The sequence below is a fragment of the Leptospira sp. GIMC2001 genome, from assembly GCF_028462125.1.
Taxonomy (GTDB): domain Bacteria; phylum Spirochaetota; class Leptospiria; order Leptospirales; family Leptospiraceae.
This window is the reverse complement of sequence record NZ_CP115469.1, coordinates 25,841-45,022: the sequence shown is the minus strand read 5'-3', so window position 1 is coordinate 45,022 and position 19,182 is coordinate 25,841. Positions and strand designations below refer to the sequence as shown.

Below are 19,182 nucleotides of genomic sequence, written 5' to 3'. Positions count from 1 at the left end.
AAAAGAGTTGTCACAAGTCTTTTCTCCTGCAATTAGTCCTCTTCTCATATGAGTATTCAGGCATCCGCAACCAGGTCTTCCGGTGGTTACGCTCCAACAGGTAATTATTCCATCGAATTTATAGAAAAAGGTGATAAAACGGAAACCTCGATGGGTGAATACTTTTTCCTCATGGGTCTCACGTCTTTGGATCAAACTTACACATATCGAATGTCTACGGAAGCAACCTTCGGTGGAACTTCGGTCGTGGATTTCGGAGTCGGTCAATCTCCGATTTCACTGCAAGGAATGATATGGCCTTTCTATGAAGGCACTCCTATATCCAGGCCTGCTTCAAGTGCATTAGGTGGATCTTTTGGAGAAACAGCAGGGGGAATTGCATCGGCCGTTGGAGATGGATTTATCAACGAACTGCAAGGCATGAACCCTGTAAAGAAATCAGGCTACCTAGATTTCATTGACCTCGTTTATTTAATGCAGGAGGTGAGAAACCCAGAGAAAGGAAAAAGTCGATTACCGTCCGTATCATCTTTTTACAAAAATGCTTTTGACATAGCTTCTACTTTCATGCAAACCCAAAGCTCATTCCATTCTGAAAATGTTAAGATGGTTTTCCATGATTACGATCGCGATGCGCATTGGGAAGTGACTTTCGCTAAGGACGGATTCAAAATCCACCAGGATGCAAAAGATCCAATGTCTTGGTTCTGGTCGTTGAATTTCATTGGGGTCAAAGACGTTTCCGAAGTAGCGAAAATTAGGCGAGCCATGATTCCCGATCCTAAGAAAATGCTGAGGGATATACGGAATGGACTGAACAATATTCTTAATGCGCTCTCAGCTCCACTTGCTTTTCTCGCAGGTGTCACCGAACTATATCAGGATATTGCAAATTTAGCTGAAGACTTGAAAGCGGATTTATCGGCATTCGAAGATCTGAATAAAGGATATTTGAAAAAGATTTCTAAAGCAGGTGGACCACTAAACAAGAAATCGAATCAGTTTATAGAATTAGTAAATCAACTTAGTTTTCCAAACCAGGTGCTACCAAATTTTGCAAGTTACGATGCACCTTCAAATCCAATAACAACTGAAACACCGGTTTCGGAAAAAATAACTCCCACAATTCCAGAGCAGTTCATTGATAATATTTACAATAATGGTCCACCGACCATGACCGAAATCTCTCTGGCAACCGATCAAACCATGTTGGATATGTACGAGCTCCAAATGTTGATGGGACAATTGACTTTGGCTTTGATCGAGGCAAACAACCAAGGTATCTCTAATCTTTATTCCTACATCGAAATAAAACCTGGAATGACTTTCGAATCAATTGCCAATACTTATTATGGCTCACCATTGAATGTTCAAAAACTTATAACAGATAACGGACTTCTATTAATAGGCAAAAATATTGATGATGCGCAAGGACTAAGAATTCGAGTTCCAAGTTCTTCATCTTACTCCTACAGAAACACTGGGATAATTGACGCGAAGTTTCCTATTGATGGTAGCAAAGTGGATCAATCAGAACAAATTATTGAACGGTGGTTTTTGGGAGAGGATTTGGATCTCGACGAAACACGAGATTTTACAGTAGCCAATGGAGACCTTGGAACAGTAGTCGGAGTCGATTGCCTAGCAGAAAACCTAATTGATCGTATGCTACTTCCTAAGGGCGCGATCCCAGCACACCCAGGACTAGGAGCCATGCCTAATCCCGGTGGAGTACCCGATGATTTCCTGAATCTTGTAATTCCAAGAAAAATCCTAGAGGATATAAAAACCGATCTCGGAGTAGAGACCGCTTATATCAAAGAATTCTCACTTAACGCTGATGCATTTCAATATCTTCTAGAAGTGCAACCAACAGGAGGACTCAAGTCCTTTAAACTATCAAGAAAAAAACGAGGACTATCAAGCTTATGAAGTTACCTAACCCAGAAGTTCATCACATCACACCCAATTGGAAAATATGGGTCTATGGATTTGTATCTAATCGAACATATTTAAACCGTGATTCTCCCGATGCGACAAATTTGCTGAGAATATCCGAAGACGATTTAAAATTATTGGATTCGCCCTTTGAATTATCATCTGATCTTATCTCACGATTTTCATACACGGACACGCTGGAAAGGGGAATGTTTAAAATTACAATTAATAATGGAGCCTATGCAAGTTTCATCGACGAGAATAAAGGCACCAAACATTTCGTTTCGGAGCTATTAGAAGTAGGAACAATTTTTCTATTTAGAGAAAATGAATGCAATAAATTTGCGGGTTATACAACCGATGTTTTCGAAGAATCTAACTCAGAAGGACAATCTCAATTGATCCTAAGTGGTGGTGGATTAGATGAATTGATAAGAGGCATGAACCTTTATATCGATGCACCTTTAAAAGAAAAAACTCCTGTCGATAAAACTGTTAAGGAAATTGTATCTGATAAGAAAATTGCGATTGTTGCTGCCATCAATTCTTTGGCAAAGATTATTCAAGAAGCTAAATCACCGACCAGATTAATCAAATCGATATTGGAACAATCCATAGACATACTTTTAAATGAAGGGGCCTACGGTGGATATAGTTTCAATTCTTTGCTTATTGCAGATGGAGTGGGCACGAAAACATATACAGACAATTTCATTCATGTAATCAGTTGGATAAATAGTGCCTTTAATTTTAACTCCTACATAAATTATTGGACACTACTTGAATCGATTTCAACTGCTCCTCTCTACGAACTATTTATTCACTACGACGATTCTACAATTCTCAAAATTGAAGATGGTAAAATTTTAGACAGTAGATCAATTAATCGCGGGTATATCGAAGATGAATCCGTCGAGCCAGGAAATAAAATCGGGCATTTGGTATTTAGACAAACTCCTTTCCGCGGACTTGATCGGACAAACTACGAAGAAGGAACTCACTTTCAGATTTCAGAAACAACAGTTAAACGAATTAGAACAAAGGAATCGAGAGATAATTATTTCTCTGGCTTCCATGTGAGTCTAGGGATTATGGATCAACTCACATCCAGTAGCTGGGTACCTGTAACTTGGAATCCTGAATTAGTGGCTAGGTTCGGATCTCGTGTTTTTTCACTGACCCTCGATGGAGTTGGCGTTCCTCCCGAAAACACAATTACCCAAAATGAAGCAAGAGTGAAAACTGTTTTGGAGCGAATTCAAGCAGATTTTGTGAAATTTTTTGGGGAAGGTGACTTTACAATTACAGGATCGCTCGATTGTAATTATTATAGAGGAGCTACCAAAGGCAAATATTGTGACGTTTTATCCCACGATGATGAACAGCTATCGGGTGCTAACCATCCAGTCCTTAAACGTTATTACTCAAACCGAGGTGAAAGCTCTGTCATGCCTAGATTTTATATTACAGGAGTAACTGTTGATTGTGCTCCGGGAGAAGGTCGATGCGACATGACTTTAGAATTCAAATGGGCAGATCGAGGTTGGAGAAATTTATTAAAAAATCGCCTTTCTAGAAATGAAACTACAGCTACTTAAATGCAATAAGACTAACCTTTACAGTTGACGGATTTTTCAGGAAAAGAACAATAGAACTCCGAGGTTTTTTACCGTGAGAATTATTTTATTACTTCTACTAACATTATTTCACTGTCAATCAGTTGCCCCCAGGACTCCAGTATATAACGATCTCTGTGATAAAATTGGTCGAATGGGGAATAATGATTTTTTCACTTATTTCGGTGAAGTGCCTGAGAAGAAGCCAACGAAGTTAGGTATGGGAATACCTGAATATTCTATTTTTCAAATAGCTGGTGTGAATGGTGAACTCGTTGAATGGGAAGTTCTGCATTTACAAAAAGGTTTAACGTTCGATCGATCTTCTTGGGGAGGAGAAATTTTTATACAAAAATATTTAGACACATGCGGAGAAAAAATAACCTTATCCGATGAACGTGACTTTGCTCCATCAAAAGCTATGCGGGTTCCGAAAAGTCCTAGGGTTCCAACAGCCGAGGAACAGAAAGAAATAGATGAGATCGATATTAAACTTAGTCAACTTGAAGCTAAACATAAAACCCTTTTACCTGTAATCAAAAAGCATAGAAAAAAGACTTATAGCATTTACGGAGAATTGCGAGGTAAATTCATTTATGGAAGAGCTATTCCAGAGGACAAAAACTTCAACTATATTGAATTGAAAGTTCTTGATAATATCAAAATATCATTTCCTTTTGATGAAGACGAAGTCATGGGAGATAGAAAAATTAAAGCGGTTGTAACGGCTAAGGAAGTTTATTTCAAAGAACACAAAAATGGGGTCGTGTATTTCGTTCGGAATTGGGATTATCCAGAGTCAATTCAAGCAAAATTCTATGAATATGATAATCTGATAAGTGATGTGGAAATTTTACTGGCCAGAAAAAAAACGTTGATTGGGGAATAATTGTTCTGTCATGAAATATTTATTGATCGCTTACTAAATTAATCCCATTCCAATTTTGAATACCAGTCTTCTAGTTCTTCTGATGTTTGACTCTTGAATCGATGATTATCGAACTCGCAGCCACAAAAAGGGTGAACACTGGCGCATAACCACCAATCTGCTTGAGCTCGACCAACATTGTTCTTTCCTGGCCAGACAGCGATTGTCACACCTTCCGGATCATTGATCACCTTATCGTCACCTCCAAACAACGGAGATTTCTCAAAATCCTCAAGGCTCCCAAATATTCGAACAGTAGTACCCCAATGGCTTGAACAAAATTCACATGAGACTTCGGGTCTGGATGAGGATTTTTGAGCCTTTGAGACTTCAGGTTCGGAAGATGATTTCTTTGCCTTCACAAATTCGTGTGCATGATCATGATGATCGCAGGATTCTTCTTTTGCAAAATGTTCGTAAAACAGCATAATTAACTCCAAGATACTTCGGTGTTTGGTGGTGATATTAAAACAGCTTTCTGTTGTGTCATGCGATAAAATATTTTTCCTATAACCACATTGGCCGCGACCTCGCCGGAGATACTGGGAATCGCTAACGATGGATCTCCGATATCAGTCAAAATAAAATCAGATTTCACGTGAGTGTACCCAGCCATTCCAGAACCAAGAGCATTTTTAAAAGCATTGAGAGCAGCGACCAAGAACGAAGCGTCTAAATTCATTCCGAGTGCAGCTCCGCGAAAAGCGAGAAGGGCTGCATTCTTGGTTGTGGATGCTGGAATTAATGGTGTTACGAGAGTATCGAGAATTTCTTCCCATGCATCAATAGCCAATTCATTGGCAGAAAGAAAATATTTAAATCCAGTATAATCCTTATCGTTATACTCACGATAGATGTCGGTGGCCCCCGATTGATCCATTAAAAATGTTTCAGAACCTCGGACAATATTTTACTTAATTCTGATTTAATTTCTTCTAAGGCTGCTTTCGCAGTAGAGAAAGACGAAGAATTGATCGGAGGTCCACTTGGTCCTAATGCAGTAGGTACTGTCATCACTTGAAGCGCATCGTTCATATCATTGATTTTATCAATTATCCCCTCTAATTTCTCTTTAAGAGTATCGCCTTGAACCGCTTTCTCCATAGAGTTCACCGTTGGAGGAGTTGAAACATCGATCTCGAATCTTGATATATTTGTCTTATCCTTGTGAATTAATTTTCCATCTTCCCAGACTGTTCGGTGTCCAGACTCATGACCTCGTGAGTTCTCCTCTGGATCATATAGAGTATTTTTGTCTAAGTTTGTTTTTTCTTTTTTGGAGAATGCAAATGGAAATACTTGAGAAACAATCGGAGTGCTTTTCTTATCATCCAGATATGTGATTAGAACTCCTAGTCCAACCTTGAACGGTATTTTATCTCCCCCCAAAAATCCTTGTGCTGATATCCACGGACCGGGGAGACGAACTTTTTTCAATTCTTCTCCTGATTGCAATGTAACGTCAGCTCGATATCGCAATGGGATTTTATAAAGTTTTGAAATATTGCCGATTGCAGGCGCTATTTTCTGTGATGAACCTGCCATCACTTTTGAAGGAACGGCTTCTTCTAACTTTGGTTTTCTCGAAAAAATTTCAAAATTCATTATCTTGGCATCCTCTCCACTAGTTTCAACATTCCACTACTGAATTCATCAACGACTTTAAATGTTTTTATCATAGCCTCTGTTATCTTTAGCTGAGCATTATATGCTTCTTTGGCGACCGCTGAAAACGCTATCATCTCATTAAGTGCGTTGTCTTTACCTCTGTAGTCTTGTCCTGACCGACCCATTGCCGTGAGAGTTTCTTGACCTTTCGATAAGTCAGTAGGAACGGATAAATCGAATATAGATTTTCCTGATTTAGAAATACTTTTACCTTCAGTAGCAGTATGCCAACCTTGTTTGTAGCCTAGCAGAGCTTCCATTTCTGGACCCAAAGACGAAAAAAGACTTTTCGCAGTGCTGCGGTTTTGCGATGAAGAAAGACCTTTTTCTCCTTCAACATATCCATCCAGTATACTGCCTCCATTTTCCAAGGCTCCAATCATAGCTACAGAATTTAAGAGATTTCCTTGTTCAGAAAATTTACTGTTTACACTGTTATAAACAGAACCGACTCGTTCATCTCTCACACCCATGGATGACAGAGCAGAGAAAGCATTTGCTACCGATGATCCAGATTGAATTCCTAAGCCAGACTTATAAGCGTTTTCGGAGACATTCGCAATCTCTCGAACGAATTGTTGCATCTTGAGTCCACCAAACCCAGCAGCTACGCCATCGGCAAAAATCTTCTTTAACTCGTTCTTATCACCACCGAACCCACCATATTTTTCTAACTTGGCAAAGAGTTCCGAACCTGCGCTCGCACCAATTCCTTGAGATTGACCGAACCGCAATCCAAGAGCTGCTGGAGTTTCGACATATCTGGTATTTTTATTTTCATTATAAGCACCGTCCTTATCTCGCCATGAATAAGTATCTGTAATGCTTCTGATGGGAGATTGATCTCTCGCAGATCCACCTAACAATTGAGCCCTTGCTACCGCTATTGAAGCAAGTTCAGCATTGGAAACAAGATTTCCTCCACCTCCCATGTACCCACCAGTCGCGTCCAGTGTTCTGTCTTGACCTTGCATAACGCCCTGGTACATTCCAGCAAGTGAAGATCCTAGTTTTAGAGCAAGTCCTGTTAATGCACCTACGGAAACACCAAGAATTTGGAGTTTAGATGCGGATTCACCACCTGCATCGGGTAACGATGGTTTATCACCGGGACTTCCAGGAACACCGAGAGGTCCATTACCAAGTAACTTCTCTACTCGAAGCTCACGAACCTTTAGTTCTTTAAGTTCTTTACCTCCGAGTAATCCACCGAGGCCAGCTCCTGGATTCTCAGGATCTTCTCCTGATTTTTTATTTTTGGAGAAAACTTTCTTATAAAGATCTTTGAATTTCTTTAAACTCTCTGCCTTTCCTTCAAATATCCCTGAGAATCTGCCTGACTTGAGCTCAGACATATCTTTATCAACTTGTGATCCAGCATGAGCACCCGTTCCATATCCTGGAGAGAGACCGCTATCCGACTTTGGCTTGCCTGGATTCTTTGTACCTTTTTGATTATCACGAAATTCTTTTCGAATAGCAGGAAGTAAGTTTTTGAAGAACTTTCCGATTTCGAATTTAACTTCACTAGCCATTATTTAAGCAATGCCTCCAAGTCATTAATCGCTGAAATTTTCCTAGATTTAGCAATTGCAAGTCGTTCACTATCAGTTAAATGATTGAGATTAAGATCGGATATAAACTCGAGCATTGGTTGTTCTTTGAGGACTTTGATTCTTGATTCAATTCCAAGTCGCATTTTGTAGCCCTCATGATTGATTAACGAGTCGGCAAGGAGAATCGCCGACATTTCGAGTGGGTGAAAGTCTTCTAGATTAAGATACCCTTGAGGCAGTATCTTGTACATCTGCATTAGATACAGGCTCTGGTGAAGGTTCGTTCTTGCTAGGAGCTCGTTTAGGTGAACTGGGTTGTTGATTTTTTTTTAACCCTTTAATCCAAGAGTCTCTTTTTTTCCGATATTCGTTAAACAAGTTTACTATGAACTCAGGATCTGGATAATCAATGAACTGAGTATCTCGCAGTTCTTCTGGATAGTCTTTTATAACATGCTGTAATTCTGCACAAGTCCGCTCATAGAAATAAGTATCTTGTGGAACAGAGTGAAGGGGAACTCCTCCTAGATTCTGTGCTACTTCGACATCAATCTGTCTCGTATCACGTGGAAGTGGATACTCTCCAGCAAATTTAAGCCCGTCAAGAGTAATGACAAATTGTCTTTCAACGCCCGGAAACAAACCCATACTAGTTGAAACCTTCCATCATTTGAATTCTAATAATGACAAAGGACACGTCTCTGGAAGTCGCAGATTTATTTGAGATGTTATGTCGATCTGTATTCAATTTACAGATCATTCTTCCAATACGTCTACCGGTTGAAGCCTCGCGGAATTCAAACTCATGTCCTTTGTGGGTAAGAATGCCCGAAATATCAACTAGGTTCATAGCCCCAGGTTCTTCGGGATCGGTAACAACATGCATCTTTCCGGTCAAATTTCCTTTATAGAACATGGACTTTGCATCAAGAGGAAAGTATTTACCAAGTCCGTAAAACTCTTCTGTATTGTAGTTATTATCTACGTCAACGTTCTCGATGAAAGCTCGTCTTTTACCGTCGATGAATACATCAACATTCGATCCTACGAGGATTGAAGTATCTGGGACTGGTGGTAGTGTTGGATCATTAGCCATTTATTCCACTTCCTTGTAGGGGTTTAAGAGTCAGTAATCCGAAGATAAAGTTAATTGGGAGAACTACATTCCCTTCAAGATCAGTAAACGACCAGGTATCTCCATCGATTTTGATTCCGAAATTTCTTTTGAAAGCTTCCACTGCTAACACGGAAGATCCGATCAAGAATCCATCTTGAACAAATTCCTCAAGTTGTCTTTCGACGTAACCAATTACATCCATGATCGTAACGCCCTCGGCAGTTGCTCGTTCATCAACCGGAACTTGACCGATAAATTGAGAGTTAAAACCTTCACGAAGTCGCTTAACCATATACATTGCGCTGGTCACTGATGATTTCTCGTTCAAGATGATGTTGTCTTTTCTCTCGGTTGTTACTGACCGAGCAATTACCCATGCTCCCGAAGACGGGTTCACCATCAGCGCAAGTCCACCATCTCGGATGATTGCATTTCTTTCATCATCCAGCATTTCAGCGGAACGCAAAACAGTCGCCAAACCTTTCCAAGTTGGAGATTGTCTAGGCATTCCACTTGCGGAAATTGCGTTATCAATAACAGAAAGCATGTAGCCAGGAAAGATTTTCTCTTTCCCATCGAGTCCGAAGCCATAAAATTTCTCGACTCCGTAATTAGTCCAATAGGCTCCAAGTGATCGAGCTTCCTCACGTCTTTCTAACAGCGTGAGCACGAGGTCTCCACCGACTCCACAGAATGTTTCGGTATCACCCGAAGTGGAAATTAGTTCAGCTCCAACCGATTTGAAGTAGAGCTTATCCGAGAAGTTTCCACCGAGCATATTTCTGTAAAAAGCCTTGAATTTCTTTGCGAAATCCGTTGCATCTTTCAGAGCACCAGCTCCAGGAGCAGCGGAGGCACCACCTTCGGTCAAGAACAGAGGAACGGTAGTTACCTCAAGAGGTTTCCGTGTTCCATGCACAGTTGTGAATTCAGCGTATCCAGTTGATTCAATCCATAGGATTTCGGATTCGAGATCAGCTGAAATGTTTTTGGGAGCAGTCTTAATATCAACTGCAGCAGTCGATTCAATTGCATCTAATTTCGAGGACAGGAATCCCGGATCTCCAATGAGTTCAGCTACATATCCTGTTTGAGAATTGATATAATCAACTATTTCACCAACTGTTTTGAATTCCGTAAGATCGATGTTTAGATTTGCAGAGCCATCTTCCGGAGAAGTCAACGTAGTGACAAGTGAAGCACTTGTAAGTTGCATTGTGGCAGCCGTTCCGTCACCAATATATGAAACAGTAGCCAAAAGATTTTCTAGTACCGGAGAAGTTATTACTCCGTCTGAATCACCAATTTCAATAGTTTTATCGGAATTCTTCTTTATTCTTACTTTTTTGCCCCATGGTCCAGCAATAGGATAGGAAAGTCTGTGAATAACTAAGGCGTTTGCCGAATTCGTGTCGAAATCCCTGTAGGCTTTTGTAGTTTGATTTACGTTAAGTAATATGAATTTTTGGGGACCTTGGGTAAATCCAATTGTGTTAGAAGGATTACCAGCAAGCGAAACAGCTTCTAGAAGTTCACCGTCTCTCATAATCTTCTTTGCTTTTTCAAAATTGGAAACAGCTATATACCTTTCATCAAAAGGAAGAGTGCTATCAAGGCAGTTAGGACCATTTTTGCAAGTCCCGATAATCAATTGAGTAAATAATTCTTCACCAACTCCAGGAGGACCATCAGGTGCATTGAATAAAACTTTTGCACCGGGAGTAACGTGAGAACGACCGCCGAATAACTTTCCACTAACTCCCATTATTTTTTATCCTCTCTGCCATAGAATTTGTTGAATGCTTTCTTACAGTCTTCTGCGGTTTTGAAACCATTATACGGCTTGAAGTTCTTCGAACAGAATATCTTGAATGCGACTGTCATAGTGCGTTTGGCAAGTTCAGGAGTGTTTGCGATAAATTTATCCAACTCGGAAACCTTTTTCTTTTCCTTCTCCTTGAATTCTTCCTTCTTTGTAGAAGTCTCAGGTGCTTGATTTGAATCCGCTTGGTTATTCCCATCTCCTGTATTAATAGGATCAGGATCTTTAGGTGGATTCCCTTCGCCAGTAGGAGGTGGAGGTTGGTTAGATTTATCTTTATCCGCTGCCGTTGCCATTGAAAAACGGACAAGGAAACTACTCTAAGAATCTTGCAAGCTTTTTTTTGTGATCAATCTATATTCGGAGAGAAGTTCTCTACTTTTAGCGGTTGAAAAATAATTCCAGTGCTAGCAGAATCCATGAGTGCGACATCAGCCTTAGAGATAAGAGGCTCTTTGGAAAACTTGTAACATCTTTTGATTTGTCTGATTGAAAGTAAAACCTCAAAACCCCAGACACCATTCCCAATAGTCGGGGACTCGACGTTTGGTGAAGGCTTCGAGTTCCCATATTCCACGTTCACTCTGAATTTCCTACTCAATTTGAATGCAATGAACGGAAGAATATCTATAGTCGCTTTGTACATTGTTTGGGCTCGCTTCCTTCCAACTGATCCACTTCCACCCCAACCACTTATTAAAACTTCTGATACCACATGAGTGGTAAAACTCTGATAAGATTTAAAATCTCCGTCTAAGACTTTAGCAAATCTCGGATAGGAATAGTGCTCGTAATCTCCATCTCCTCTTTTTCCATCGAGTTTCACATCATCTCGGTTCATATAATGTTTGATCTGCGCGATCGTTCTTGAGTCCATTGCTCGTTGAGCATGATTCTTTCCAAGATCGTCTTCGATATCATCACTCGACCATTCCACGCCGATTCTCGGGAAAAAGGAATCATGGTTTACTTTGGAATCATCGCCCTTGGAAGCTAGTGTGTAAAGGGGATGCCCGTATTCTACGATGTTTTTGACATTTATTTTTCTATCGGAAAGAGCTGTTTCTTCCAGATGACTTTGTAATTCTTCAATGACCCTGAACTCTGGATCTATTTGCCACATTGATATAATCATAATTCGTTTTTCCTTTCCTCTGGATGGTCTCTAACATAAGCTCTGATATCGTAAACTAAAGCTTCCATTAATTCTTTTTTGAATTGTTGCGAACCTATAAGTCGATCCACTTCTCTCTGTATAATCTTTGGAAAATTATGTGCTTTGATTGCTGGGTAGTCTTTCCAATTGCTGTCTTCAGTAAGTATGACAAGATTCTTAACTGTTGTTGAGCTTCCACCCTTTTCATTTTTTTGACCGAATGCAACTGATTTAGATTTACCTAGAATTTTATCGGTAACTTTTCTTGTAGCGTATTGATTCCGTCTTACGGTTCCACCTGTGAGTGCAGGTTCTTTTGTTGTTGCCATTATGGTAAGAGCTGTATCCGCTTTTTTATCATCCGAACCCATAGGGATTATTAGATACTTTTTACCCTTGCTAGATATTCTAACTTTCTTGGAATTTGCTAAAAGATTTTTTGCTATGTCGTAAGACGATCGTCCATTTTCAACAACATCTTCAAAATTAATCGTTGATTCACCTTTGTCATAATAAATGCGATAGCCCAAACCCCTTCTCTCAACTTGGATCTTTCCATGGGCTCTGTATTGAGATCCCCACCAACCAAGTCCGCCTTCCTTAACGCTGACTGCAGATCTGCGGTCAACTTGCCATTCCCATTTCAATTTAACTTGATTAGCAGTGAATCCAAGAATGGCATAAAACCTTGGAAAATTATTTGGTTCTGTAGGGATTCGTTTGAATATTTCTTCAATTCTCATTTTACGTACCAAACATCATCGGAGTTTGTGCATCTGCTTGGATCTGTGCAAATTTCTTCGCCAATGATTCTTTGAAAAGGGAAAGGTTATTCAGCGCTTCTGATATCTTATTCAATTCATTCTGTAGAGCTCCAGCTCCTCTGGTTGCTATGATTGAAGCTGCAAGTGCTTGAGCTTTCTTCTCGTCTAGATCAGTTACGGTATCACCTAAAAACTTTTGAATTGGTTTTTGTATTTGGCTCAAGAAATTATCGAAACTCGCAGTATTTCCCTTTGCAACATCTTCGGAACCAATACTCCTAAGAGCTTCTTTTTCAACGTCCGATCGTCCGGAATCATCAAATCCTTTCATACCTAAAGACTGTTGAGATTTGAGTGTTTCGATATAACCCTTAACTTGTGGAACAGTCACTCCTTTCCCTTTGTTCGAAACATACCAGGCGAATGCTTTTCTCTGAAGAGTATCGTTTGGAGTTCCATCATCATTGATCCCGTGTTTTCCGAGTACAATTGCAAGTGATTCTCCCATGGACTCGTATTTCTGTTCGGATCCATCGCCCTGTGATTTAGTTCGTTCTTGCTTGGAATCTGATCTCAGCAGCTTTTTAAAATCATCTGATAAATTATTTAACGCAAGAGTCCCTTTAATGAAATCTGGAGTTTCTCCAGTTACCTTAGAAATCTCTTGAACTGTTTTCCCTTGTTCTATGAGCTTTGAGTAAGCCTTCGCATCATCAAGTCTCTCAACTTTCCTTTTGTTCTTGTTCGCGGAGACTTGTGACAAAAGTCTATCAGCTTCTGTATTGAATTTCTCTTCTATCACATAGATTGGAGTGTCTTTAGGAAGTTTTCCTTCCTCTATCAATTCTTGAACGGCTGTAAATCTATGATGACCGTCAACTACTCGGAGTTTTCCTTTCTCGTCTCGATCTACTTTTAATGGAGTACTAGGATCAAAACCTCGTTCCATAATAGAATCTTTGATTCCGTCGATAACCTTTTTATTGTAATGCTTTTTATCAGTGTATTGTTCAATGGTCGTGATATCAGAAGCTGGAACAGTCTTCAGTTTATCGGAAGTCTTTCCACTGGAAGAAGGAGAAGGGGGCTCATCATCTTTTTTCTTGGACTTCGGAGCTTTAAGATCAGGATCTCCCTTTTGTACTTTACTTTTTTTCTCCTCGGAGGAGCTTGATGACTTAGAGCCTGAGTCTAAAATCGCAGTTTCTGGTTTATCCAGATCCGTCCTCGACTCACCTAGTCCAAGAGGGTCCACCAGTGTCTTGGAAGCTCGATCTTCTTTATTTTGAACTTGACTTTTTCCCTCGATGGTTTTATTATTGGAAACAAGGTTTTCTTCTAAAACGCCAACTTCGAAAGAAGCGTCTGCCCCCGAAGAACTTGAACCAAGAGGGTCCATTAAAGTCTTGGTTGCCTTTCCTACATTGTTTTTTGGATCCGGAAGCTTTCCAGCTCGTGCGGAGTTCACTGCATTTTCTAGCTTATCACCTGACTGAGATCCAGCTTTCATCGAGTTTACTGTTTTATCAACAAGGTCGGACGCTGGTTTCTTACCGCTTTTCATTTTATTGATCGCGTCAATTGCCAGAACTCGATTTTTGTACTCTGGATATTTCTCAAGAAGATCGGGATACTCTCGGAGTATTTTTACAGGAATCTTTGTGGAATTTTGCATCGCTTTTTCCACAAGATCTCGATGTTTTTCAGCATCTTCTCCGGTTGCTTCAGCGAATTCCTTGGACTCTACTTGGTGTGCTTTCTTGTCACCTTTACCAACTAACTTCCAACCAAGTTCTACTTTCTGGTATCTATTGCCGTCCGACCACTCACGGATTTCACCCAATTGAGCCGACTTACCTTTAAAGAATTCTTTCAACTTCGAAAACGGAGAATCTTTGGATCCACCTTTTGCAAATGATAATTCACTTGGAGGAAAAAGATAAACACCTCCAGAAGCCAAAGCGACTTTCAGATATCCATCCACTTTGTCCAGAACCTCACCAATGTGACCTCGGTTGATTCTTCCAGAACTTGCTCTTTCAATTCGAATAACATCACCTGGACGAGCATTATTCACATCCCATAGAGATTGTCTATTCTGTGGGTTGCTTTTGGCCATCCTCTCGCGATTCTTTTCCTTCGCTTTTTGTTCTAAACGTTTCCATCGATCAACGATTTCAATTGCTCGCTGATCATGTGTCTTTCCTTGGGAAGCTGCTTGAGATCCAGGAGTTTGATTACGATTTGGTTGTGGGGAATTAGGTTTTTTCCCTTTGGAGACTTCTACCCATTTTCCATCAGCTGTCTTCTTGTGAATTGTTCCATCTGTCCAAGTTCTGGTTTCACCTACTTGTGCTGTTTTTCCTTTTTCGAAATAGGTAGCCCATTCCAGATCAGTGTATAATTCGGATTTCGTGAATTCCTTAGCTGGCTTCTTTGTGTCTCCGGAAGTGATCCAGTTTTTAAACTGATCGATAGTCATTGATATGATGGATCCCAGACCTTTCCAACCTGGAGAATAATTCTTTAGATATCCTTCCTTGGCCTCGGCTTCAGTATCGAATCCCAACATAACTTTGTGTTCATCGAATTTTCCATCTGCATTATTTTGATTTACTATAAAAACAATTTCGGAAAGAACATTGGGACCGATAAAAACATCAACATGATCACCGTCTTTCCCTTCAGTTCGTTTAAAATATCCATAATGGGAATGTATTTTACATTTCCATTCTTTGCCTGATTTGTCAGTTCCCGATCTGTAAGATCCTTTAGGATTCTCGATTGTGATATCGAGTCCATGAACCGTGACGTGAGCCATCTTATAATTGCCATGTTCTTTTTGAGCTTCGGTAGGTGAAGTATTCACATCCGAAAGATTGATTTTAAATGAGGATTTAGAGAAATCGAGTTTCTTCTTTTTCTTTTTTCGAAAAAGCTCTATTAAACTAGCAAGCGACAATGACCAAGGATCTTTTTGCAAAGCACTTCCTCCAGTCAATGTCGCTACATCTGTGTTTCCTTCTGTATTAGCAACAAGCATAGAATAAGGGGACTTAGATGTCCCCTAAACTCCTTTCTTATCTGCCTAAAGAGGTTGGCATGTTCTTGAGCAACCAGAATCTTTTGGGTTGCAAAAGAGCTAGTGCTCCGTAGAACTCAACCATTCCAGCTAGCTTCCTTTGATAAACTGCGCTCGGTGCGAACTTAGTTTGTACCATAGGTAACATTCTTAGGAACTGGTATGTTCTAGATTGATCCAAAGCTGAAGTGCTGTTGAAATCTCCGATGATCGCTTCAGAGCAACCTGGAATCCATTCATTCAAATCTGCATGAACAGTAGTCGGTGAAGAAGCTTTAGCAATTCTCTCTGTTAAGTAAAACTTTCCAGAACCTGGGTAATTTTCTCTAAAGATTTGGAAATACGTTGCAACTTCTCCAGTTCCTGCAGGAGTGATTGTCAATGTGATCGACTTTCCACTTTCCATAGCTGCGTCCGAAGTTACTACCGTTGACTTAGCAGATCTACCATATCTATTGCATGCAATGATATGATACTTGATTTGCGCATTAACGTTCGCCAAGTTCTTGGAGTCTTGAGTTTTCCATTTAGATCCAGCAATCGGACCACCGGACACAATCGCAGTTGCAGCCGGAGCATCAGGAGCCTTGGGATTGGTTTTTCCTTCAACAAGAACGTTATTCGCATCTCTATACTTTGGTAAACCGATTTGGTGACGATTCAACCACATGTCTGTTTTGAATTCTAGACGTTCGTTCTTAATATCAGCACCAATTAGGCCTGGAATATTGTAACCAACTGTCGGGTTTCCACCAGGTGGAACTACGAATTCTTTTGCACCAACATAGTAGTTGTCGATCACAGATTTTACGTGAGGATGCATCCAAAACTCGTTGGTTAAACCCCATGCTGTTCGAACTTCAACAGTCAGTTCTTTGAGAGCAGAAATTTTAGGAACGTCACCTCGAGCATCAAGAACTTGTGAAGCATCAACTAGTTCTTGAACGAATCCAGGGAATTCCAGACTATTAATAGCCTTATTTCCATACCAAGTGGAGTAAGCAATTGTTCTCATTACACGGTTGATTGCACCTTGAACAGAAATCGCTTCTGGATCGTAATTACCAGTATTTGATACATCTAAGACTTTCGAAATTGCATAACCCTCAGCCAAAAAGGACACGGATCTTGCGATACGATCGATAACCACGTCTTTGAATTCTGCATCATCGGTTTCACCAACGAACGAAGGATCTCCATTGTCACCCCAGTCCACGATTCTTCCGAAAATATTCAGAGTACTCTTGGTATCTTTCATGAACATTGTGTTCATGAACTTATAGTCGTGAGTATCTTGAGCCATTAACACCATGGTCTCGTCGAGCGAGTGCATGGTCAGTGCTTCACCGTTTGTTAATGCAGTCAGATCGGTAATTCCCTCTGAGTTTGCGTTAAAGGATTTTGCGAATTCTTTCAGTTCTTTGAAGTTTGTGAATGTCGGCGCGACAAGCGCAACAGTCACAAGCCCACCACCAGTAGCCATTAAATCTCCGTAAAAGAGAAAAACGGATACGACGAGAACGGAAAGGATCAGCCCGAAGATATTTTTTAAACTAAATTGTCTCATCTAGATGTTTCCTCCCTGAGATTTTAAAAACAATTTCACTGCATCTGTTTGAACGCCTTTGGAGTTGAAGGTCATGAAATCTGCCAAAGCAATCTGTTTGTCTTCAACAGCTTTATACAGAACTTTCTTGATCTCCGCTTTTCCAGGTTCGTTCGGAATGTCTCCTGCACCGATGGCCGGAGTCTTAGGACCCACTGGAGTCTTTGCAAGAATACCCATTTGCGATTTTAGGAACTCAACTTGCGCTGTAAGCTGTGGAATTACTTCCAATTGTTTCTTCATCGCAGAGTTTTGATCCAAGATTCCAGCGAGAGCTTTCTCTATAGTTGCTTGATCAGCTTGATAAGCACTAAGTGATTTTGCGAATTCCTTTAGCTCCGGAAATTCCTCTCCCTTGTCCCCACCTTTTTGAATTGGTTGAGTGGGTTCTGCAGGTGGAGTATCAGCCGGAGGTTGAGCTCCTTGATCACCGAGAGACTGACTGAGATTTTCCCAGACAACTGTACAAGCCTCTGGACTAAGTTTCTGAGTCTCACACCAAGTGCGGACACTAGCTTCTTCCACAGGAATGATCTCCCCAGCTTCAAGAGCTTTTTGAAGATTGGTCAAAACTTCTTCAGTAATTTCCGATTCTCCTTTTCCACCTTCCGGCGCTGGAGGAGGTGGTGTAGGATCTCCTCCTGCCATGGATTTTACGAATTCCTGTAATTTTTCTTTAAAAGTTTTTTCCTTTTCCATCTTCCTTTCCTTTCTTACCTTAATAGTGACAATAGGTGTATTGCGTGGTCGTGAGAGTCCTGATCCGGAATCCCGTGTGATTTTAAGAATCCATAAACAGCGTCAAACTTCTGTGCAATGATTCCGTTTTCGATTCTATCGATGAGTTGATTTGCAACCCATACTTTGTATCCTGGTTGCGATTTAATAAATTCAAAAGCTGGATCTTGAACAGAAGTCGGAGCTACTTTAGTCGGAGTCCCTGGCTTAAATCCAAGATGATCGGCCATTGCCGATTTAATAAGTTCAATTTCAGTGTGTTGGTTTATCGCTTCATTGGAAGGACATATAGCGATATGGGAAATAACTGCTCGATCCCAAGTGTTCTCACCATGTTTTAATATGGTTTCACCAGACGGTTGAAACGCTCCACCAGCTGCTGATGCCTCAAGTCCTTTATATCCTTCTTTTAAAAGTGGAATGTAAGATGCTATATAAGGATTCTTTGCGTTGATTTTTGCTTCACAAGTCGGACGATCACCGTCTTGATAAATTCCTTTCCCTTTAGGTAAGCCAAGAATTGCACCTGTAGCGATCATTTCGGCTGCTGCACGTTCTTCGACTGAAGCATTCGATTTCAAGAACCGTCCAGCTCGAGAAAGATGATTCCAGTCGATGACACCTTTTTTCATGAAGAACTGAACATCTTCAGGATGAGTCCAAGCACTTTTTAAAAACAAGTCACCTTGCTTGTCTCGTGTTTCCGAAGAAAAACGAAGCAATAGGTTGACCATGTCCTTTTCGACTTCGATATCATCGATGATCGCAGATTTAATAAAGAGAAATTCACCCTGCACAGATAGTCCTCTCAACTTGGATTTTTTTATCACCCACTGCTTTGATTTTAATATGCGTTGGTGTGAAATTTTCTAAATTAAAACCGGATGCTTCGAGCCACAAAGCGGACTCATCAAATTCAACTTGGATAATAGCTGGATCACCTTTTGCGATATTGTCCGTTAAATAATTTTCACTGTAAGTCGCTTGGATAAAGACTCCCTTTGTTAACGGATCAACAGGAATCACAAGCGGAGTGATTTGGGTATTTACCTGAGAGTTATCGATTATATCGAACTCACGAAAAACTCCGCTCTTGAACGGAAGTTCTCTTTGGTAATCCGGTAGACTGAATTTTGTTCCATTCTCAGAGATCCGAGATAATTGGGTATGAATTCTAAGTCGTGGAGTCAT

The 19,182-nt window shown here is 40.4% G+C and carries 19 protein-coding genes; 3 read left to right on the top strand and 16 right to left on the bottom strand.

Going from position 1 to position 19,182, the window contains the following annotated elements; all coding sequences use genetic code 11:
* The first annotated feature begins 48 nt into the window (after window positions 1-48).
* From O4O04_RS20145 to O4O04_RS20135, 3 genes are all read left to right on the top strand, one after another.
* Window positions 49-1,932, top strand: coding sequence for a hypothetical protein (locus tag O4O04_RS20145; RefSeq protein ID WP_272536160.1), 1,884 nt, complete (start codon window positions 49-51; stop codon window positions 1,930-1,932).
* The gene (locus tag O4O04_RS20140) at window positions 1,929-3,536 is read left to right on the top strand and encodes a hypothetical protein (RefSeq protein WP_272536259.1); all 1,608 of its coding nucleotides are present in this window, start codon (window positions 1,929-1,931) and stop codon (window positions 3,534-3,536) included. Before O4O04_RS20145 ends, O4O04_RS20140 begins: the two co-directional genes overlap by 4 nt.
* A 172-nt stretch (window positions 3,537-3,708) precedes the next feature.
* A complete protein-coding gene (locus tag O4O04_RS20135; RefSeq protein ID WP_272536258.1) occupies window positions 3,709-4,443 on the top strand; it encodes a hypothetical protein in 735 nt (244 codons plus the stop codon).
* 38 nt (window positions 4,444-4,481) lie between these two features.
* Here O4O04_RS20135 and O4O04_RS20130 read toward each other — a convergent pair whose 3' ends face one another.
* The 16 genes from O4O04_RS20130 to O4O04_RS20055 are packed head-to-tail and all read right to left on the bottom strand — an operon-like array spanning window position 4,482 to window position 19,182.
* Window positions 4,482-4,910 (bottom strand): hypothetical protein, encoded by a 429-nt coding sequence (locus O4O04_RS20130; RefSeq protein ID WP_272536257.1) that lies wholly within the window; start codon window positions 4,908-4,910, stop codon window positions 4,482-4,484.
* Window positions 4,911-4,912: 2 nt separating this feature from the next.
* Window positions 4,913-5,362 (bottom strand): hypothetical protein, encoded by a 450-nt coding sequence (locus tag O4O04_RS20125; RefSeq protein WP_272536256.1) that lies wholly within the window; start codon window positions 5,360-5,362, stop codon window positions 4,913-4,915.
* The gene (locus tag O4O04_RS20120) at window positions 5,362-6,087 is read right to left on the bottom strand and encodes a hypothetical protein (protein WP_272536255.1); all 726 of its coding nucleotides are present in this window, start codon (window positions 6,085-6,087) and stop codon (window positions 5,362-5,364) included. Before O4O04_RS20120 ends, O4O04_RS20125 begins: the two co-directional genes overlap by 1 nt.
* Window positions 6,087-7,685, bottom strand: a complete 1,599-nt coding sequence (locus tag O4O04_RS20115; protein ID WP_272536254.1) for a hypothetical protein — start codon at window positions 7,683-7,685, stop codon at window positions 6,087-6,089. The genes O4O04_RS20120 and O4O04_RS20115 overlap by 1 nt, the downstream gene beginning before the upstream one ends.
* On the bottom strand, window positions 7,685-7,900 hold the full coding sequence (locus O4O04_RS20110; RefSeq protein ID WP_272536253.1) for a hypothetical protein: 216 nt from the start codon (window positions 7,898-7,900) through the stop codon (window positions 7,685-7,687). The genes O4O04_RS20115 and O4O04_RS20110 overlap by 1 nt, the downstream gene beginning before the upstream one ends.
* Window positions 7,901-7,925: 25 nt before the next feature.
* Entirely contained in the window at window positions 7,926-8,354 is a 429-nt protein-coding gene (locus tag O4O04_RS20105) for a hypothetical protein (protein WP_272536252.1), read from the bottom strand.
* 1 nt (window position 8,355) lies between these two features.
* The gene (locus tag O4O04_RS20100) at window positions 8,356-8,802 is read right to left on the bottom strand and encodes a hypothetical protein (RefSeq protein ID WP_272536251.1); all 447 of its coding nucleotides are present in this window, start codon (window positions 8,800-8,802) and stop codon (window positions 8,356-8,358) included.
* Entirely contained in the window at window positions 8,795-10,588 is a 1,794-nt protein-coding gene (locus tag O4O04_RS20095) for a hypothetical protein (protein ID WP_272536250.1), read from the bottom strand. Before O4O04_RS20095 ends, O4O04_RS20100 begins: the two co-directional genes overlap by 8 nt.
* Window positions 10,588-10,941 (bottom strand): hypothetical protein, encoded by a 354-nt coding sequence (locus tag O4O04_RS20090; protein ID WP_272536249.1) that lies wholly within the window; start codon window positions 10,939-10,941, stop codon window positions 10,588-10,590. The genes O4O04_RS20095 and O4O04_RS20090 overlap by 1 nt, the downstream gene beginning before the upstream one ends.
* A 53-nt stretch (window positions 10,942-10,994) precedes the next feature.
* Window positions 10,995-11,780, bottom strand: coding sequence for a hypothetical protein (locus O4O04_RS20085; RefSeq protein WP_272536248.1), 786 nt, complete (start codon window positions 11,778-11,780; stop codon window positions 10,995-10,997).
* On the bottom strand, window positions 11,777-12,544 hold the full coding sequence (locus tag O4O04_RS20080) for a hypothetical protein (protein ID WP_272536247.1): 768 nt from the start codon (window positions 12,542-12,544) through the stop codon (window positions 11,777-11,779). The genes O4O04_RS20085 and O4O04_RS20080 overlap by 4 nt, the downstream gene beginning before the upstream one ends.
* Window position 12,545: 1 nt before the next feature.
* Window positions 12,546-15,608, bottom strand: a complete 3,063-nt coding sequence (locus tag O4O04_RS20075) for a ParB N-terminal domain-containing protein (RefSeq protein ID WP_272536246.1) — start codon at window positions 15,606-15,608, stop codon at window positions 12,546-12,548.
* Between the two features lie 37 nt (window positions 15,609-15,645).
* Window positions 15,646-17,214, bottom strand: a complete 1,569-nt coding sequence (locus O4O04_RS20070) for a hypothetical protein (protein WP_272536245.1) — start codon at window positions 17,212-17,214, stop codon at window positions 15,646-15,648.
* Window positions 17,215-17,952, bottom strand: a complete 738-nt coding sequence (locus tag O4O04_RS20065; protein ID WP_272536244.1) for a hypothetical protein — start codon at window positions 17,950-17,952, stop codon at window positions 17,215-17,217.
* A 14-nt stretch (window positions 17,953-17,966) separates the two neighbouring features.
* Complete coding sequence (locus O4O04_RS20060) at window positions 17,967-18,821, bottom strand: hypothetical protein (protein ID WP_272536243.1); 855 nt, start codon at window positions 18,819-18,821, stop codon at window positions 17,967-17,969.
* Window positions 18,778-19,182 carry a hypothetical protein gene (locus tag O4O04_RS20055; protein ID WP_272536242.1) on the bottom strand — a complete coding sequence of 135 codons (405 nt, stop codon included), beginning with the start codon at window positions 19,180-19,182 and terminating at the stop codon, window positions 18,778-18,780. Before O4O04_RS20055 ends, O4O04_RS20060 begins: the two co-directional genes overlap by 44 nt.